The sequence below is a fragment of the Streptomyces speibonae genome (assembly GCF_984686075.1).
Map to the genome: position 1 here is coordinate 5,079,665 of NZ_OZ480260.1, position 15,771 is coordinate 5,095,435.

Below are 15,771 nucleotides of genomic sequence, written 5' to 3' on the forward strand. Positions count from 1 at the left end.
TGGTGAGGTATTCATACCCTTTGCCCCGCTCGGGGAGCCCCGTACACGCCGTACCCGCCGTGCCCCCCGTACGACCGCCGTGCGCCCGCGATGCCGCCGTCACGCGCCGTCGGCCGCCGCCGTGTCCAGTGCCGTGGTCAGCCGGTGCAGCTGGGTGCTCAGCGCCTTGATCTCGTCGATCTCGAAGCCGGTCGCGGCGAGGATCCGGCGGGGCACCTCCACGGCCCGCGCCCGCAGCGCCTCGCCCTCCTCGGTGGGCCGGACCTCCACCGACCGCTCGTCGCGCGCACTGCGCTCCCGGCGCACCAGGCCGGCCGTCTCCAGGCGCTTGAGCAGCGGGGACAGGGTGCCGGAGTCCAGTCGCAGATGCTCGCCGAGCTGCTTCACCGGCAGGGTGCCGTGCTCCCACAGCACCAGCATCACCAGGTACTGCGGATAGGTGAGCCCGAGGTCCTTGAGGACCACCCGGTAGACGCCGTTGAAGGCGCGGGAGGCGGCGTGCAGGCTGAAGCAGATCTGCCGGTCGAGGCGGAGCCATTCCTCCGGGGCGCCCGGCAGGGGCGTCGCCGAGGGCGGGCTCGGGGAGACGGTCATGCCTCCAGGGTAGCTCGCGGGCCATTTGGTTGTGCGCAATTTAATTGTGTGCTCTACTTGTGGTCGTGAGAGGGCCGGACCCCCGCGGGGGACGGCCCGGTATCCGACGAGGGAAGGTCTCCCATGGACGCGCTCTACACCGCTGTCGCCACCGCCACCCACGGCCGCGAGGGTCGCGCCGTCACCTCCGACGGCAAGCTGGACCTCGGGCTGAGCGCCCCCGCGGAGCTGGGCGGCGACGGCCGGGGCACCAACCCCGAGCAGTTGTTCGCCGCCGGGTACGCGGCCTGCTTCGGCAGCGCCCTCGGCGTGGTCGGCCGCGCCGCCAAGGTCGACCTCAGTGAGGCCGCGGTGACCGCCGAGGTCGACCTCGGCAAGCAGGGCGAGGGCTTCGCGCTCGCCGTGACGCTGCGGGTGGAGCTGCCCGACGGCCTGGACGAGGCGACCGGCCGCAAGCTGGTCGAGCAGGCCCACCAGGTCTGCCCCTACTCGAACGCCACCCGCGGCAACATCCCGGTCGGCCTCGTCATCGAGTAACCGCGCCGCTCACCCCCCGACGCGCGCCAGCACCTCCCCCGTCCGCCGGCTCCACGTCACCACCACCGCCTCCTCGGGCACCCGCTGCCAGCGTGTCAGCAGCAGCCAGCGCGCGTGGTACCGGCGGACGATCGCGGCCCGCTCCGCGCGGGTCGAACCGGGATCCAGGTACGCGTGCACATCGGCCACCCGCCGCAACCGCTCCCGCTCGTCCAGCGCGGCGTCCGGCCAGGCCGGCGCGGCGAGGTTGGGCCCGTACCCGGCGATGGCGTGGACGGCGTGGTAGCCGTCGGTGATCACCACCTCGCCCGGATCGATGTGCCGCGCGGCCCAGTCGTACGCCGGCCAGTCCGGCGGCTGTTCGAAGCCGACCGGGTCGGCCGCGGGCGGCACCACCGCCCCGGCGTGCACGGTCAGGAAGCCCGCGCAGGCCCCCGCCGCCGTCGCCCCGCCCAGCACCCTGCGCCACACCGGCCACGGCCGGGGTGCCGCCAGCTCCACCGCGAGCGCGAACTGCAACGGCACCAGCGTGAGCCCGAGCACCCTGCCGTAGGTGTAGTGGCCGCTCACCCAGCCGTACGCCACCACCAGGCAGTCCAGGACGAACATCAGCACCAGCGGGTCACGCCACGAGGTCCGCCACGCCCGCAGCCACAGCGCCGGCAGCCCGAGCAGCGCCAGCCCGAACTGACCGGGCAGGTCCCGGTACAGCCGCCGGTGCATCGCGTCCACCGTGCCGTCCCCCGCCAGGGCGAACACATCGAAGTACGGCCAGCACGCGCCCACCAGCAGCGCCACCGCCACGGTCAGCGCCCACCGCCCGGCGACCGCCGCCGACCACCGGCGCTGCCACCCCGCGACCAGCGCCAGCGCGCCCAGCGCGGCCGCCACCGCCGTGATCGGATGCACGAGCAGCAGCACCCCGTACAGCGCGCCCAGCGCCGCGTACCCGGACAGCGGACGCAGCCCGCCCGGCCCCACGTACCGCACGGCCTCCGCGTCCCGGGCCCGGGCGCCCGTCAGGGCCCAGGCCCAGAAGGCCAGTCCGATCGCGAACGTCGACGGGTAGGCGAGGTTGCCGGTCATCGACATCAGGTTCAGATAGCCGCTCCACCACGCCCGCTCCACCCCCCACACCAGCGTCATCGCGGTGAGCGCCAGCACCGGCGCCCAGGGGCGCGGGGTGAGGGTCCGCACGAAGCGGCCGATCCCGGTGAGCAGCACCAGCAGGTTCAGCGGCCCGGTGAGCTTGAGCACCTCCCAGCCGCCCAGCCCGGTCAGCCGGGCGGCCACGGCCTGCACCCAGGCGAACGGCGAGTAGTAGGGGCTGCCCGCCCCCGGCAGGTCCGCCATCGGATGCCGGGGGTGCAGCAGATCGTCCTTGAGCCGCTCGACGACCGCCGCGTGCTGCCCGGCGTCGCAGCACAGCGGCACCCTCCAGTACGCCAGTGACATCACGAGCCAGAACAGAAAGCCGAAGAGCTGGTACGGAGTGGGGCGCCAGGCCCCGCCGCCGCGCAGCGCCGTGGCACCGCCCACGGTCCGCCGTACGAGGACTCCGGCGCTCATCGGATGACGAGGAATGAGGGCATTTCAGACATCTGGCGTATGTTCCCGGCGGGGTCGACCGCATGACCCCGCATCACCCCATCGAGTGACGGCAGGTCAGCGGGCGAGTTCCACCGGAGCGCCCTGCGTCGGCACCACCGCCCGCCGTACCACCGGCTCCAGCAGCAGCGGCACGCCCAGCACCGGCAGCAGCCAGGCCAGCGTGATCAAACGGCCGCCCCAGATGTTGATGTCCGGATGCCCGGCCTGGTTGAGGATCCCGGTGGCCGCCGCCGCGACCAGGAACGCCCCGAACGCCGGCCGCCGCCGCGCGCCCGCCGCACCGGCCGCCAGCGCCGCCACGAACAGCGGCTCCCACAGCTGCCGCCGCAGCCACTCCATCCAGAAGTTCCCCTGGAGCTGGAAGAACTCCGCCCACGGACGCTCCCGGTCCGGGCGGGCGAAATGATCGGTGAGCAGATCCTGCACGCTCTCCGACACCGACGGATAGTGCAGCAGCCGGGCCAGCAGCACCGTGCCCAGCACTCCCGCGCACCCCGCCGCCGCCAGGGCCGCCACCCCCTGCCCCACGGCCCGCCCCCGCCACCGGCGCCGTACCGCGACCGCCGCGCCCGCGACCGCAAGGCCCAGCCCGAGAAACAGTGCCTGCGAGTGCTTCACCGTGAACAGCGCGAGCAGCGCGGCGCACACCAGCGCCACGCCCGCCCGCGTCCTGCGCCCCTCCAGCACCAGCGCGCACCCCCACAGCGCGGCCAGGGTGAGCGCCAGCAGCAGCCCCTCGGTCATCGGGCGCATCGCGGTCGTCCCGCACGGCAGCACCAGGAACAGCGCCTGCCCGGTGAGCGCGAGCGGCACCGGCACCGACAGGGTCCGCAGCACCAGGAACGCCAGCACCCCGCCCGCGCAGGTGATCACCACACCGGCCGCCCACAGGCCCCAGGTCGCCCCCAGCAGGCCGACGAACGGCACCAGGAACACCGGATAGCCGGGACGCACCTCGAAGATCCGCATGAACCGCTCCGGCATGAACGGCACCGTGTGCCCCTCGGCCCGCCCGGCCGCGAGATGCGCCTCGACCGCCCGCCACTCCTGCTCCCGGCACTCCCGCAGCACCTCGGGCGCCGGATCCGGGGCGTGGAAGCGCACCACGTTCACGTTCTGCGCGCGGTGCGCCATCGCGGCCCGCCCCGCGCAGTAGTGGTCGATGGTGACCGCCGCCGCCTCGTGGGTGTCCGCGCCGCCCAGTCTCAGGGCGTACGACAGGTAGTTCTTGCTGTCGGGGGTGTCCCGGCCGGTGACGTTCGCGAGTTGCAGCAGCGCGAAGACCGCGGCCAGCAGCAGGACCCAGGTGCGCGGCCTCACGACGGGGTCAGCAGGTCACGGCTCCCGGCCTGGGCGGGCACCCGGTCGCCGCCCGGGGCCGGCTCCGGCAGCGGCTCGCCCAGCATCAGCGCCCGCACCACCCGCTCGGCGGCCCGGCCGTCGTCGAACTCGCCGTACCGCTGCCGGAAGGCGGACCGCAGCCGCGCCGCCTCCTCGTCCTGCCAGGTACCGGACTCCAGCAGCCACACCAGCTCACGGTAGGAGCGCGCCACATGCCCCGGCGCCTCCGCCGTGATGTCCACATACGCGCCCCGGCTCGCCCGGAAGGCGTCCCAGTCGTCGGCGTGGATCACGATCGGCCGGTCCAGCAGCGCGTAGTCGAACATCAGGGCCGAGTAGTCGGTGACCAGGACGTCCGCGGCGAGCAGCACGTCCTGCACCTCCGGCTCGTCCGTCGCGTCGATCAGCACGCCCCGCCGGTGCAGCTCCGTGAGGCCGAGGCCGCGTGCGGGACCGTCGGCGAGCGAGGGGTGCAGCCGGACCACGAGGGTGCGGCCCTCGCCCAGGTCGGCGGCGAACCGGGCCAGGTCGATCCGCTCCACCAGCCCGTCCCTGCGGTAGTCCCGGCGGGTCGGCGCGTACAGCACCACCGTGTTGCCCTCGGGGACGCCGAGCCGCGCGCGGACGGCGCGGCCGCTGTCCGGGCCCGCGCCGACCAGGACGTCGTTGCGGGGGCTGCCGCTGCGCAGGGAGGTGAAGTGGCAGGGGAAGGCCCGCTCCCACACCAGCTCGGAGTGCCGGTTGGCGACCAGGCTGTAGTCCCAGCGGTCGGCCCGGCGCAGCATCTGCGGCACGTCGAAGCCGTGCCGGGCGCCGGGCCTGTCCAGCAGATCGGCGCCCATGAACTTCAGCGGAGTGCCCCGGTGGGTGTGGATGTGCACGCTCCCCGGGCGTTTGGGCAGCGCACCCGACCAGTTGACGTTGTTGACCAGGTACGTGGCCCGCTCGGTCGCCCTGCGGTAGCCGGGCGAGCCGAGCAGGACGTACTCGGTGTCCGGCGGCAGCCCCGCCGCCTTCTCCTCGTCGGCCAGCACCCACACGCCCCTGATGTGCGGGGCGAGTTCACGCGCCGCGCGGTAGATCGCCGCCGGGTCGCCGAGCACACCCCGGTGCGAGAAGGCCGAGTACACGGCGAGCCGCGGATCCAGCGGGCGGCGCGGTACGGACCGGGCCCGCACCGCCCGGGCCGCCGCTCCCGCGCGCACCTGCCGGGCCCGCCGCTCCAGCTCCCGGCCGGCCCGCCCGGCCTGCCGCCGCAGCACGTACCCGGCGTAGCCGCCCTCCAGCACCCGCAGTTCGGCGGGGACCCGGACGCCCTCCGGGCGGTGCAGGCGGAACATCTCGGCCGTACGGCGGAAGAACTCGCCCCGGTCGGACGGGGGGAGCCGGTCCGGTTTGGAGAGGATGTCGAGACAGTGCTCGCCCATCTTGGTGTGCAGGAACGGCCGCCAGTGCGCCAGCGCCGGCCGGGCGTCGACGAAGCGGAACACGCGCGCGTACTGTTCGTGGACGTCGAAGTGCTTGCGGCTGGTGGTGGACAGGATGTTGCCCTGGCGGCGCTGACGGTAGTACAGGCAGATCCGGTCCAGGGTGGCGATCCGCCCGGCGCTGAGCAGCACCGGGAACGTCCAGGGCGTGTCCTCGTAGTAGCCGGGCGGGAAGGCGAAGCCCTCCCGGTCGACGAAGTCGCGGCGGTAGACCTTGTTCCACACCACCATCAGCAGGTCGAGGATCTCGGGCCGCTCGGCGGCCGTGAAGGTTCCCCCGGACGCGTCCGCCAGCATATGGGCCAGCGCGTTGCGCCGGGTGCCGCCCCACCAGTGGGTGCGGGCGTAGTCGAAGATCAGCACGTCCGGGTCGCCGGTCTCGTCCAGACGGTCGGCCAGGGCGCGCAGCGCGCCCGAGGTGAGGGTGTCGTCGCTGTCCAGGAAGAACAGGTAGTCGCCCGTCGCGTGCGGCATCCCGGCGTTGCGGGCCCGGCCGAGGCCCACGTTCTCCGGCAGGTGCAGCACCTGGACCCGCTCGTCCCGGGCCGCGTACCCGTCGAGGATCTCTCCGCAGCCGTCGGGCGACCGGTCGTCGACGGCGATCACCTCGATGTCGCGGTACGACTGTCCGAGCACCGAGTCGAGGCAGGCGTGCAGATAGCCCTGCACCTTGTGGACGGGGACGATGATGCTGAAGCGGGGCACTGCTTCGTCAGCTCCTCACCAGAGTGGCGGCGGCCGCGGGGGCGGGGACACGCTCCGCGAGCGGGATCACGGGCGGCAGGGCCTCCGGCGGCTCGCCGAGCAGCACCCGGCGCACCACCCGTTCGGCGGCCCGGCCGTCGTCGAAGGGGCAGAACCGCTCACGGAACCGGGCCCGCAGCGCCGTCGACTCCGCGCCGGCGTACGAGCCGTCGCGGAACACCCGGGCCAGCTCGTCGGGGGTGCGGACCACCGGCCCCGGCGGAGCCTCCATCAGGTCGAAGCAGACGCCGCGGATCTCCCGGTAGACGTCCCAGTCGTCGGCGTACACGACGATCGGGCGGTCCAGGTTGGCGTAGTCGAACATGATCGACGAGTAGTCGGTGATCAGCGCGTCGGCGGCCAGGCACACGTCCTCCGAGGAGCGGTGCGCGGACACGTCGATGACCTTGCCGGTCCGGCCGGCGGTGCCGCGCCCGCCCCGGTCGTAGAAGTAGTGGGCGCGCAGCAGCACCACGACGTCGTCGCCCGCCGCCGCGCAGAACGCCTCCAGGTCGAGGCCGGTCACGAAGCCGGTGTGGTGGTCGCGGTGGGTGGGCGCGTACAGCACGGCCCGCGCGCCCTCCGGGATGCCCAGCTCCGCGCGGATCCGGGCCACGTCGTCGGCACCGGCCGTCACATACACGTCGTTGCGCGGATAGCCGTACTCCAGGTGCTCGTAGGAGCCGGGGAAGGCGCGCTCCCACACGCGCGTGGAGTGTGGGTTGGAGGACAGGTTGAAGTCCCAGCGGTCCACCCGGCCGAGCAGCTTGCCGAAGCTGCCGGTGGCGGCGGCCACCACCGGGTACGTCGACTGGTCGACGCCCATGGTCTTCAGCGGGGTGCCGTGCTGCGTCTGGAGATGGACGCTGCCGGGGCGCTTGACGACGCCCTCCGCGAAGTTGGCGTTGTTGATCAGGTACGTCGCGCGGGCGAGGAGGTCCCAGGCGCGGTGGCTGCCGAGGACCGCGTACTCCACCCCGTCCGGCACGGTGTGCGCCTGGTCGGCCTCCACCAGGAACACCGAGCGGATGTGCGGGGCGAGTTCGCGGGCCTTCGCGTGGATCGCGGCCGGGTTGCAGGCGTAGCCGCGGCCCCAGTACGCGCAGTACACGGCCAGGTGGGGATCCAGCGGGCGGCGCAGCTGCATCCGGTACCGCAGCCGGGTGCGCAGGCCCCGCGGGCGCGGCAGCACGGCCGCCGCCCGGCCCGCCGCGCGGCGGGTGCCGCGCAGCGCGGCGAACGCCGCGTAGGAACCGGCCGCCAGCAGCCGGTGCTGCACGCCCAGGCTGCCGCCCGGGGGCCGGAACCCGGCGGGGCGGTGACGGCGGTACAGATCGCTCGCCCGGCGGAAGAAGGCGCGGCGGCCCGACGGGAGCCGCCGGGAGTGGGCGGCCGTCTTCAGCACGGCCGCGAACAGCTGCTCGAACAGCGGTCCCGACCGGGCGGCGGGGATCTCCAGGTCGGCGGCCCGGCCGAGCACCAGCGCGACCTGGTCGAGCAGCTCCGCGTGGTGCGCGCCGGGCAGGTTCAGCCGGCTGCCCTGACGGCGCACCAGATGCCGTACGACCACCGCGCGGAGCACCGCCACGCGCTCGGCGCCCAGCATCGCGAGGCCGCCCCAGCCGATGTCCGTGAAGTGTCCCCCGGGGAAGGCCAGGCACTGCTCGGCGACGAAGGCACGGCGCCACAGCGCGCTCCACGCGGGCAGGCCCACGCCGGTCAGACGCGGGGCACGCCCGGGCGCGAAGGCGCCGTCCGGGGCGCCCGCCAGCAGGGGTGCCGCCGGGTTGCCGGGCTCGCCCTCCCACCAGGGCACCCGCTCGTGCTCGAAGTGCAGCACGTCCACCCGCCCGGTCCGTTCCAGCCGCGCGTCCAGGGCGGCCAGCGCACCCGGGACCAGGACGTCGTCGCCGTCGAGGAACAGCAGATACGTCCCGGTCGCCGCCCGCATCCCCGCGTTGCGCGCCCCCGCGAGCCCCTGCGAGGGCGGGGCGTGCACGGGCGCCACCCGGGAATCCCGCTCGGCGTGCCGGGCGGCCACGTCGGCCGCCGGGGAACCGGGCGCGTCACAGACCGGGATCAGCTCGAAGTCGCCGAAGGACTGGGCGAGGACCGAGTCCAGCGCCTGGCCCAGCCGGCCTGCGACCCCGTGGGACGGGACGATGATGCTGAAGCGGGGCATGCTGCTCTTTCCGTAGGGATGTCGTGGCGCCGGCCGCACCGGCGTGCGGGACGCCGACCGGGCCGCCCCGCCGGCCGCCGGGCGGGCGGCCGCGGCGGCGCGGGCCGCGACGAGCCGGGGGGCATGGGAACTCCCCAGGGGCCAACGACGGTCAGCCGCCGTCGGTGACGGTCACCAGCCCGGCGGTCTGCCGCGGGGGTGGCGCCACGGGCGACGGCACGGCGGGCACGGCGGCCGCCGAGGGCGCCGGGCGGCGCTCCTCCACGGGGACGACCGGTGGGACGGCCGTCTCGCCGAGCAGGACCCGGCGGACGACGCGCTCGGCGGCCCGGCCGTCGTCGTGCGGGCAGAAGCGGTCGCGGAACGCCGCGCGCAGCCGGGTGGAGCGGGCGCCGCACCAGTGGCCGGAGGCGAAGATGTCGACCAGTTCGTCCTCGTCGCAGGCGACCGCGCCCGGCGGGAACGTCCCCGGGTCGAAGTAGAGGCCCCGGGCCGCCTCGTACGCCTCCCGGCCCTGCGTGTGCAGGACGATCGGCCGGTCCAGGCCCGCGTAGTCGAACATCAGCGGGGAGAAGTCGGTGACCAGGGCGTCCGAGGCCAGGCAGAGCGCCGCGGGGTCCGGGTGCCCGGTGACGTCCAGGACCCGCCCGGAACCGGAACCGGCCGGGGCGTCGTGCGGGCGGCGGTCCGGTCCCAGGGCCAGCACCGCGAACCGCGGGCCGAGCCGGCGTGCCACCCGCTCCGGGTCGAGCAGCCGGGGCTGGGTGCGCAGGTAGTCGCGGTGGGCCGGCGCGTACAGGATCGCCACCGCCCCCTTCGGCACGCCCAGCGCCTCCCGCAGCGCGGCCACGTCCGCACCGGTCGCCCGGTGGAAGCGGTCGGTGCGCGGCCTGCCGTACTCCAGGGTGGTGTAGCGGCCGGGGTACACCCGCTCCCAGGTCAGGGTGGAGTGACGGTCGGCGGAGACCACGTAGTCCCACTGGTCGACGTCCTTCAGCAGCCGCGCGAAATCGGTCTCCCGGGCCGCCGCGGGCCGCTCCTGGAGGTCCAGGCCCTCGTGCCCGAGCGGGGTGCCGCGCTGGGCCCGGACCAGGATCTGGCCCCGGCGCTTGAGCAGACCGGGCTCGCTCGCCGTGTCGGTCACCAGATAGGCGGACCGGGCGAGCGCGGTCCAGTGGGCCGCCGTACCGGGGACGATGCGGCGGGTGCCCGGAGCGAGGGCGTGATGGTGCTCGGGGGCGGCCACCCAGGCGGTGCGCAGATGCGGGGCGAGGTCGCGCACCGCCGACTCCAGGGCGCCCGGGTCGCCGCCCTGGCCCGCGTGGGCGGTGAACAGGGCCTGGTCGGCGCGGAGCGGGAGCAGCCGCTGGAAGCGGTAGTGCCCGCGCAGGGCGGCGCGGCGCAGGGCCCGCAGCAGCCGCCCGCCGAGCCGGGCCGTCCCGCGGCACAGGGCCGCCGTGAGCCTGATCGCCCGGTAGGTGCGGTGCAGCCCGAAGCGGACCAGCGTGTGGTGGACGCGGGCGCGCGCGGGGACGGGCGCTCCCGGTGTCCGGTGGCGCCGGTAGTGGGCGCGGGCCCGGCGAAGGAACGCGGCACGCGAACCGCGCGGCAGCCGCTCCCGCCGCGTGTACACCGTCACCAGGTGGTCGACCATGCGCCGGAACAGCACCGCCCGCCAGCGTTCGAGGTGGGGCCGCTCGTCGAGGAACGCGAACACCCGGTCGTACTGGTCGAAGACGTCGAAGTGCCGCTCACTGGTGGTGCGCAGGATGCAGCCGGAGCGCCGCTGCCGGTAGTGCACGCACACCCGGTCCAGCGTGGCGATCGACTCGGCCGTCATCAGGGCCGGGTACGTCCACGGGGTGTCCTCGTAGTAGCCGGGCGGGAAGGCCAGGCCCGCGCGCCGGACGAACTCCCGGCGGTAGGCCTTGTTCCAGGCCACCATCAGCAGGTTCAGCAGCCCCGGACGGTCGTCGAGCGTGAACGGCGCCGGGCCGCGTTCGGTGAGCTCGGCGGCGGCCCGGTTGCGCACGGCCTCGCCCGACCAGTACGTGCGCGCGTAGTCGTAGACCAGCACGTCCGGGTCGCCGGTCTCCTTCAGCCGGTCGGCGAGGGCGAGGAGCGCGCCCGGGGTGAGGGTGTCGTCGCCGTCCAGGAACACCAGGTAGTCGCCGGTGGCCCGGTCGATGCCGGCGTTGCGGGCCCGCCCGAGCCCGAGGTTCTCCGGCAGGTGCACCACCCGTACGCGCGGGTCACGGGCCGCGAACTCGTCGATCACCGCACCGCAGGCGTCCGGCGAGCAGTCGTCGACGGCGATCAGTTCGAGATCGGGATACGACTGGGACAGCACCGATTCCAGGCACGCGTGCAGATACGCCTGAACCTGGTACGCGGGGACAATGACACTGAACCTGGGCAAGGGGCATCCAACGGTCGGTGCGGGCGTTCTGCCCGGCAACGGCCGCTGGGCCGACTCGGTTACGCCCCGTGCGGCATCCGGGGGACGACCGTCACACGAAGGGGCGGGCCCGACCGGCCCGCCCCTTCAACTCGGAGATGTCTTCTGCTACTTGACCGCGCCGGCCATCACGCCGGAGACGAACTGCCGCTGGAAGGCGAAGAACACCACCAGCGGGACCACCATCGAGATGAACGCGCCCGGCGCCAGCACGTCGATGTTGCTGCCGAACTGCCGTACCTGCGTCTGCAGGGCGACCGTGATGGGCTGGCTCCCCGAGTCGGTGAAGATCAGCGCGACCAGCATGTCGTTCCACACCCACAGGAACTGGAAGATGCCGAGCGCCGCGATGGCCGGACCGGCGAGCGGCATCACGACCCGTACGAACAGCCGCAGTTCGCCCGCTCCGTCCAGCCGGGCCGCCTCCAGCAGCTCACGGGGGATCTCCGCGAAGAAGTTCCGCAGCAGGAACACCGCGAACGGCAGACCGAAACCGACGTGGAAGGCGACCACGCCCGTCACGGAGCCGAAGATGCCCAGCGTGCCGAAGAGTTCGGCGATCGGGATCAGCGCCACCTGCACCGGCACCACCAGCAGCCCCACGACCGCCAGGAACCACCAGTCGCGGCCCGGGAAGTCCATCCAGGCGAAGGCGTACCCGGCGAGCGAGCCGATCACCACCACCAGCACCGTCGCCGGGACGGTGATGTACGCCGTGTTCAGCAGCGATCCGGTGATGTCGTCGTTCTTCAGCAGGGTCTCGTAGGCGTCGAAGGTGAGCTGCGAGGGCTCGGTGAACACCGTCCACCAGCCGTCGGAGGCCATGTCCTCGGGCGTGCGCAGGCTGGCCAGCAGCAGTCCGAACGTCGGCACCAGCCAGAACAGGCCCACGACGATCAGGAACACCCGGACCAGACCGCCGCTCACCCACTGACCGAGCCGGGAGCCCAGCGACTGCCGGGCCCCGGCGGCGGGCAGGGGCGGCGCACCCGCCCCGGTGGTGAGACTCCCGGCGTCCGCGCTCATCGCCGCACCTCCCGCCGCAGCCGTCGTACGTTGAACCACATGACGGGGATCACCAGCAGCAGCAGGAACACCGCGATCGCGCTGGCGATGCCCGGCTGGTCCTCGGAGAAGCCCTTGCGGTAGAGCTCCAGCGCCAGCACGTTGGCGTCGTCCTGGGAGGAGCCCGGCGCGATGATGAACACCAGGTCGAACACCTTCAGCACGTTGATCATCAGCGTGACGGTGACCACCGCGAGGACCGGCGCCAGCAGCGGCACCGTGACCCGCCGGAACACCTGCCACTCGTTCGCGCCGTCCACCCGCGCGGCCTCCAGCAGCTCACGCGGCATGCCCGCGAGCCCGGCCGCGATCAGCACCATCGCGAAGCCCGCCCACATCCAGATGTACGAGCCGATGATGGCCGGCGTGACCAGCGACGGGCCGAGCCAGTCCAGGCCGTTGTACGGCGCCGCGAAGTTGCTCGCCGGGAGCCTGAGATGCGCGCCGTCGGCCTTCGACGACAGGGAGAACGTGCCGTCGTCGCCCGCCGTGGCCTTCTCCACGACCTTGCCGTCCTTCACCGCCTCGATCCGCATCCCCGCATAGCCCAGCTCCGAGGCGTCGACCCGGTTGAGCGTGCCGACCCCCTTGCCCCGGGTGAAGTCCTGCCAGGCCGTCCCGGAGATCCGGTCGTCCTCCGGCTTCGGCGCCGCCGCCCGCGCGGTGTCGTCCGGCATCTGGTCCGGGGCCACACCGACCATCGGCAGCGTCACCGTGTCGCCCGTGCGCACCGGCGACTTGGTGATGAACGCGCCCCCGCCGGCCGGCTCCAGCGGCGACTCACGGCCCGGGTGCGCCTTCGGGAACGCCGAGGACTGGGCGAAGGTGTCGTGCACCCCCACCCACACCGCGTTCGCCACGCCCTTGTCCGGGTCCTGGTCGTACACGAGACGGAAGATGATCCCGGCCGCCAGCATGGAGATCGCCATCGGCATGAAGACGACCAGTTTGAACGCCGTGCCCCAGCGCACCCGTTCGGTCAGCACCGCGAAGACCAGGCCCAGCGCGGTGGCGACGGTCGGCGCGAACACCACCCAGATGACGTTGTTCTTCAGCGCGGCACGGATGCCGTCGTCGGTGAACAGCGCCTGGTAGTTGTCGAGTCCGGCGAATCCGTCGCCGGACTGGTCGTAGAAACTGCGGACGACGGAGTACCCGATCGGGTAGACCACGAGCGCACCGAGCAGCACGAGCGCGGGCAGCAGGAACAGCGCCGCGACCGTTCTGCGCGTGCCGGTGACGCTTCTGCGCGACTTGGGAGCGGCGGGGCCCGGCTTCAGGGCCCCCGCCGCCGTGTCCGACGCCATCGCCGGTTCAGTTCCCGTACGCCGCGGCCGCTTCGGCCTCCAGCTGCGCCTGGGTGCCCGCGATGTCCGAGGGGTCCTTCAGGAAGTCCTGAAGCACCTTCCACTCGCCCTTGCCGGGCGTGCCGCCGAAGGCCTGCGGGGCCTGGTCGGACATGTCGAAGCGGAAGTCGTCCCCGGCGTCGACCAGCGCCTTGGCCATCCGCTGCTGGACCTCGTTGGGATACGCGTCGTTCGGCACGTTCTTGTTGGGCGAGAGGTAGCCGCCCAGACCGGCGTGGATGCGCGCCGCGTCCGGGGAGGCGAGGAAGGTCGCCAGCGCCTGGGAGGCCTCGGAGTCCTCCAGGATCACCGCGGCGTCGCCGCCGGACACCACGGGCGGGGTGTCACCGACCGCCGGGAACGGGAACACCTTGGCGTCCGTGCCCACCTCCGCCTCGGTCTCCCCGATGTTGACCTGTACGAAGTCGCCCTCGTAGACCATGGCGGCCTTGGGCTGGTCGCCGCCGGTGAAGGCCTGCGTCACGGACGCCGGGAAGTCGGTCTGCAGGGCACCGGAGGCGCCGCCCGCGACATAGTCCTTCTTGCCCCAGATCTCCGCGAGCGTGGTCAGGGTCTCCTTGACGGAGGGGTCCGTCCACTTGATCTCGTGCCGGGCCAGCTGGTCGTACTTCTCCGGGCCCGCCTGGGACAGATAGACGTTCTCGAACCAGTCGGTCAGCGTCCAGCCGTCCGCGCCGCCGACCGAGAACGGCGTGACCCCGGAGTCGTACACCATCTGCGCGGCGGTGAGCAGTTCGTCCCACGTCTTCGGCTCGGCCGCGCCGGCGTTCTCGAAGACCTGGGCGTTGTACCAGACCAGCGACTTGTTGGCGGCCTTGTAGTAGACGCCGTACTGCTTGCCGTCGACCGTGCCGATGTCCTGCCAGCCCTGCGAGTAGTTCTTGGCGAGCTCCGCCTTCGCCTCGGCGCCCAGCGGCTTGGCCCAGCCCTTGTCGACGGCCTGCTTGATGGCGCCCGGCTGCGGCAGCATCGCCACGTCCGGCGGCGCCCCGCCCGCGACCTTCGAACCGAGGAAGTTGATGATCGGGTCCTGGGCGGGAACGAAGGTCACCTTCGCGCCGGTGCGCTTCTCGAACTCCGCGAGGACCTTCTTGAAGTTGGCCTGTTCGGCGCCGGTCCACACGGCGGCGACCTCCAGGCTCTCGCCGTCCAGCTCGGGCAGCGTGACGGTGGTGCCGGTGTCGGCGGTCCCGCCGTCCTTGTCGTTGTCGCCGCCGTTGTCGTCGTCGCCTCCGCAGGCGGTGAGCGACACCGCGAGCACACCCGCGGCGATCGCCGCGGCGGCCCTCGTGGCCCTGCGGGTGCGGGGAGTCGTCACATGGTGGTCGGGCGACCTGCGTATCCGGATGAACCTGCTCGTCCTGCGCATCACTGCCCCGTTCTCGTACTCCGTCGTACTTCGCCGAACGTTCGAGCGCTGTCCCGTGCGCTCTGGTCTACGCCCGGGGGGTGGGGGTGGCAAGAGCGCGTCCCGTGTCAAGTCCGGGATCGTGACCCCGTCGTGACCCGGTGTCATCGGGGGGATGAGTACGGGGACTCATGACGCCCGTGGGGGGAGGCGACATGCTGAGGGGATGTCCATCAGACGATCAGTCACCGCTGCCGTGCTGCTCGCGGTCACCCTGACGGCGTGCGGGACCGAGCCGGGCGGCCGGCAGGCGGCGGCGGGGGTGCCGGAGAGCACGGAGCCGTCGGGGAGCGCGGAGCCGTCGGGGAGCGCCCGGCCGTCCTTCAGCCCGCGGCCGAAGTGCGCACGGCCCGCCGAGCCGCCCACCGTGCCCCCGTCGCCTTCCTCCACCGGGAACACGGACGCCCCCCGGGAGCAGAACGGGAACGGGAACGGGGACGGCGCTCCCCACTACGCGGAGAACCACGCCTACCGCATGCAGGGTTCGCTCACCCCGGAGCGGCGGGCCTGGGGCGTGGCGTCGGCCCGGCTCATCCGCGCGGAGCTGGAGAAGGTGCGCGAGGAGGGCGGGGCCGGCGCGTACGGCGTCTTCGACGAGCGGCGTATCGCGGCGGCCCTGGGCCGCCTCGGCTGCGGCAAGGAGCACGGCGTCTACATCGGCAACGGCTTCTACAGCGTGCACACGGGGGACGCCTGCGTGTCCGGCCGGGTGACGGAGGACCAGCTGACCGTCAAGGTCCACGGCGCCTACGCCGAGCCCCACCCCGGAACGGGCCCCTGCGTCGAGAACAGGGGAGGCCACTGACGGGCTCCACCGGGTCTGCAGGGGGGGTGTTGGCCGGTCGGAGGGGCTGGGAGCGGGGGCGCCCGTGCCGCCGAGTTCTGCCGGGTCGGTCCCGGTCCGATTGGCGGGCTGGTGTCGTGATCGGCGGGCGGTGGTGGTTGGGCCGTGAGCCGTGCGGGGTGTTTGGGCGGGC

The 15,771-nt window shown here is 73.5% G+C and carries 11 protein-coding genes; 2 read left to right on the plus strand and 9 right to left on the minus strand.

What is annotated here, in order from left to right:
- Nucleotides 1-99: 99 nt before the first annotated feature.
- A complete protein-coding gene (locus tag AC5L3C_RS22955) occupies nt 100-594 on the minus strand; it encodes a MarR family winged helix-turn-helix transcriptional regulator (protein WP_493650622.1) in 495 nt (164 codons plus the stop codon).
- A 123-nt stretch (nt 595-717) separates the two neighbouring features.
- On the opposite strand from AC5L3C_RS22955, the gene AC5L3C_RS22960 reads away from it, so the two are divergent.
- Complete coding sequence (locus AC5L3C_RS22960; RefSeq protein ID WP_125506110.1) at nt 718-1,131, plus strand: organic hydroperoxide resistance protein; 414 nt, start codon at nt 718-720, stop codon at nt 1,129-1,131.
- 9 nt (nt 1,132-1,140) lie between these two features.
- On the opposite strand, the gene AC5L3C_RS22965 is transcribed toward AC5L3C_RS22960, so the two are convergent.
- The 8 genes from AC5L3C_RS22965 to AC5L3C_RS23000 form a co-directional block, all read right to left on the minus strand.
- Entirely contained in the window at nt 1,141-2,700 is a 1,560-nt protein-coding gene (locus tag AC5L3C_RS22965; RefSeq protein WP_493650623.1) for a hypothetical protein, read from the minus strand.
- Nucleotides 2,701-2,796: 96 nt separating this feature from the next.
- Nucleotides 2,797-4,062 (minus strand): hypothetical protein, encoded by a 1,266-nt coding sequence (locus AC5L3C_RS22970; RefSeq protein WP_125506112.1) that lies wholly within the window; start codon nt 4,060-4,062, stop codon nt 2,797-2,799.
- Complete coding sequence (locus AC5L3C_RS22975; RefSeq protein ID WP_493650624.1) at nt 4,059-6,275, minus strand: bifunctional glycosyltransferase/CDP-glycerol:glycerophosphate glycerophosphotransferase; 2,217 nt, start codon at nt 6,273-6,275, stop codon at nt 4,059-4,061. The genes AC5L3C_RS22970 and AC5L3C_RS22975 overlap by 4 nt, the downstream gene beginning before the upstream one ends.
- A 7-nt stretch (nt 6,276-6,282) precedes the next feature.
- On the minus strand, nt 6,283-8,496 hold the full coding sequence (locus AC5L3C_RS22980) for a bifunctional glycosyltransferase/CDP-glycerol:glycerophosphate glycerophosphotransferase (protein ID WP_493650625.1): 2,214 nt from the start codon (nt 8,494-8,496) through the stop codon (nt 6,283-6,285).
- Nucleotides 8,497-8,647: 151 nt separating this feature from the next.
- Nucleotides 8,648-10,915, minus strand: a complete 2,268-nt coding sequence (locus AC5L3C_RS22985; RefSeq protein ID WP_493650626.1) for a bifunctional glycosyltransferase/CDP-glycerol:glycerophosphate glycerophosphotransferase — start codon at nt 10,913-10,915, stop codon at nt 8,648-8,650.
- Between the two features lie 147 nt (nt 10,916-11,062).
- Nucleotides 11,063-11,980, minus strand: coding sequence for a carbohydrate ABC transporter permease (locus AC5L3C_RS22990; protein WP_125506116.1), 918 nt, complete (start codon nt 11,978-11,980; stop codon nt 11,063-11,065).
- Entirely contained in the window at nt 11,977-13,326 is a 1,350-nt protein-coding gene (locus tag AC5L3C_RS22995) for a carbohydrate ABC transporter permease (RefSeq protein ID WP_493650627.1), read from the minus strand. The genes AC5L3C_RS22990 and AC5L3C_RS22995 overlap by 4 nt, the downstream gene beginning before the upstream one ends.
- Nucleotides 13,327-13,333: 7 nt before the next feature.
- Nucleotides 13,334-14,755 (minus strand): ABC transporter substrate-binding protein, encoded by a 1,422-nt coding sequence (locus AC5L3C_RS23000; protein ID WP_493650629.1) that lies wholly within the window; start codon nt 14,753-14,755, stop codon nt 13,334-13,336.
- Between the two features lie 205 nt (nt 14,756-14,960).
- Between AC5L3C_RS23000 and AC5L3C_RS23005 the strand changes: the two genes are divergently transcribed.
- Nucleotides 14,961-15,599: a hypothetical protein gene (locus tag AC5L3C_RS23005; RefSeq protein ID WP_493650630.1), complete on the plus strand. Its 639-nt coding sequence runs from the start codon at nt 14,961-14,963 to the stop codon at nt 15,597-15,599.
- The last annotated feature ends 172 nt before the right edge of the window (nt 15,600-15,771 follow it).

Coding starts and splice junctions, on each gene's coding strand:
- AC5L3C_RS22955 (WP_493650622.1), bottom strand. CDS start 594: ATGACCGTCTCCCCGAGCCCGCCCTCGGCGACGCCCCTGCCGGGCGCC.
- AC5L3C_RS22960 (WP_125506110.1), top strand. CDS start 718: ATGGACGCGCTCTACACCGCTGTCGCCACCGCCACCCACGGCCGCGAG.
- AC5L3C_RS22965 (WP_493650623.1), bottom strand. CDS start 2,700: ATGAGCGCCGGAGTCCTCGTACGGCGGACCGTGGGCGGTGCCACGGCG.
- AC5L3C_RS22980 (WP_493650625.1), bottom strand. CDS start 8,496: ATGCCCCGCTTCAGCATCATCGTCCCGTCCCACGGGGTCGCAGGCCGG.
- AC5L3C_RS22990 (WP_125506116.1), bottom strand. CDS start 11,980: ATGAGCGCGGACGCCGGGAGTCTCACCACCGGGGCGGGTGCGCCGCCC.
- AC5L3C_RS22995 (WP_493650627.1), bottom strand. CDS start 13,326: ATGGCGTCGGACACGGCGGCGGGGGCCCTGAAGCCGGGCCCCGCCGCT.
- AC5L3C_RS23000 (WP_493650629.1), bottom strand. CDS start 14,755: ATGCGCAGGACGAGCAGGTTCATCCGGATACGCAGGTCGCCCGACCAC.
- AC5L3C_RS23005 (WP_493650630.1), top strand. CDS start 14,961: ATGTCCATCAGACGATCAGTCACCGCTGCCGTGCTGCTCGCGGTCACC.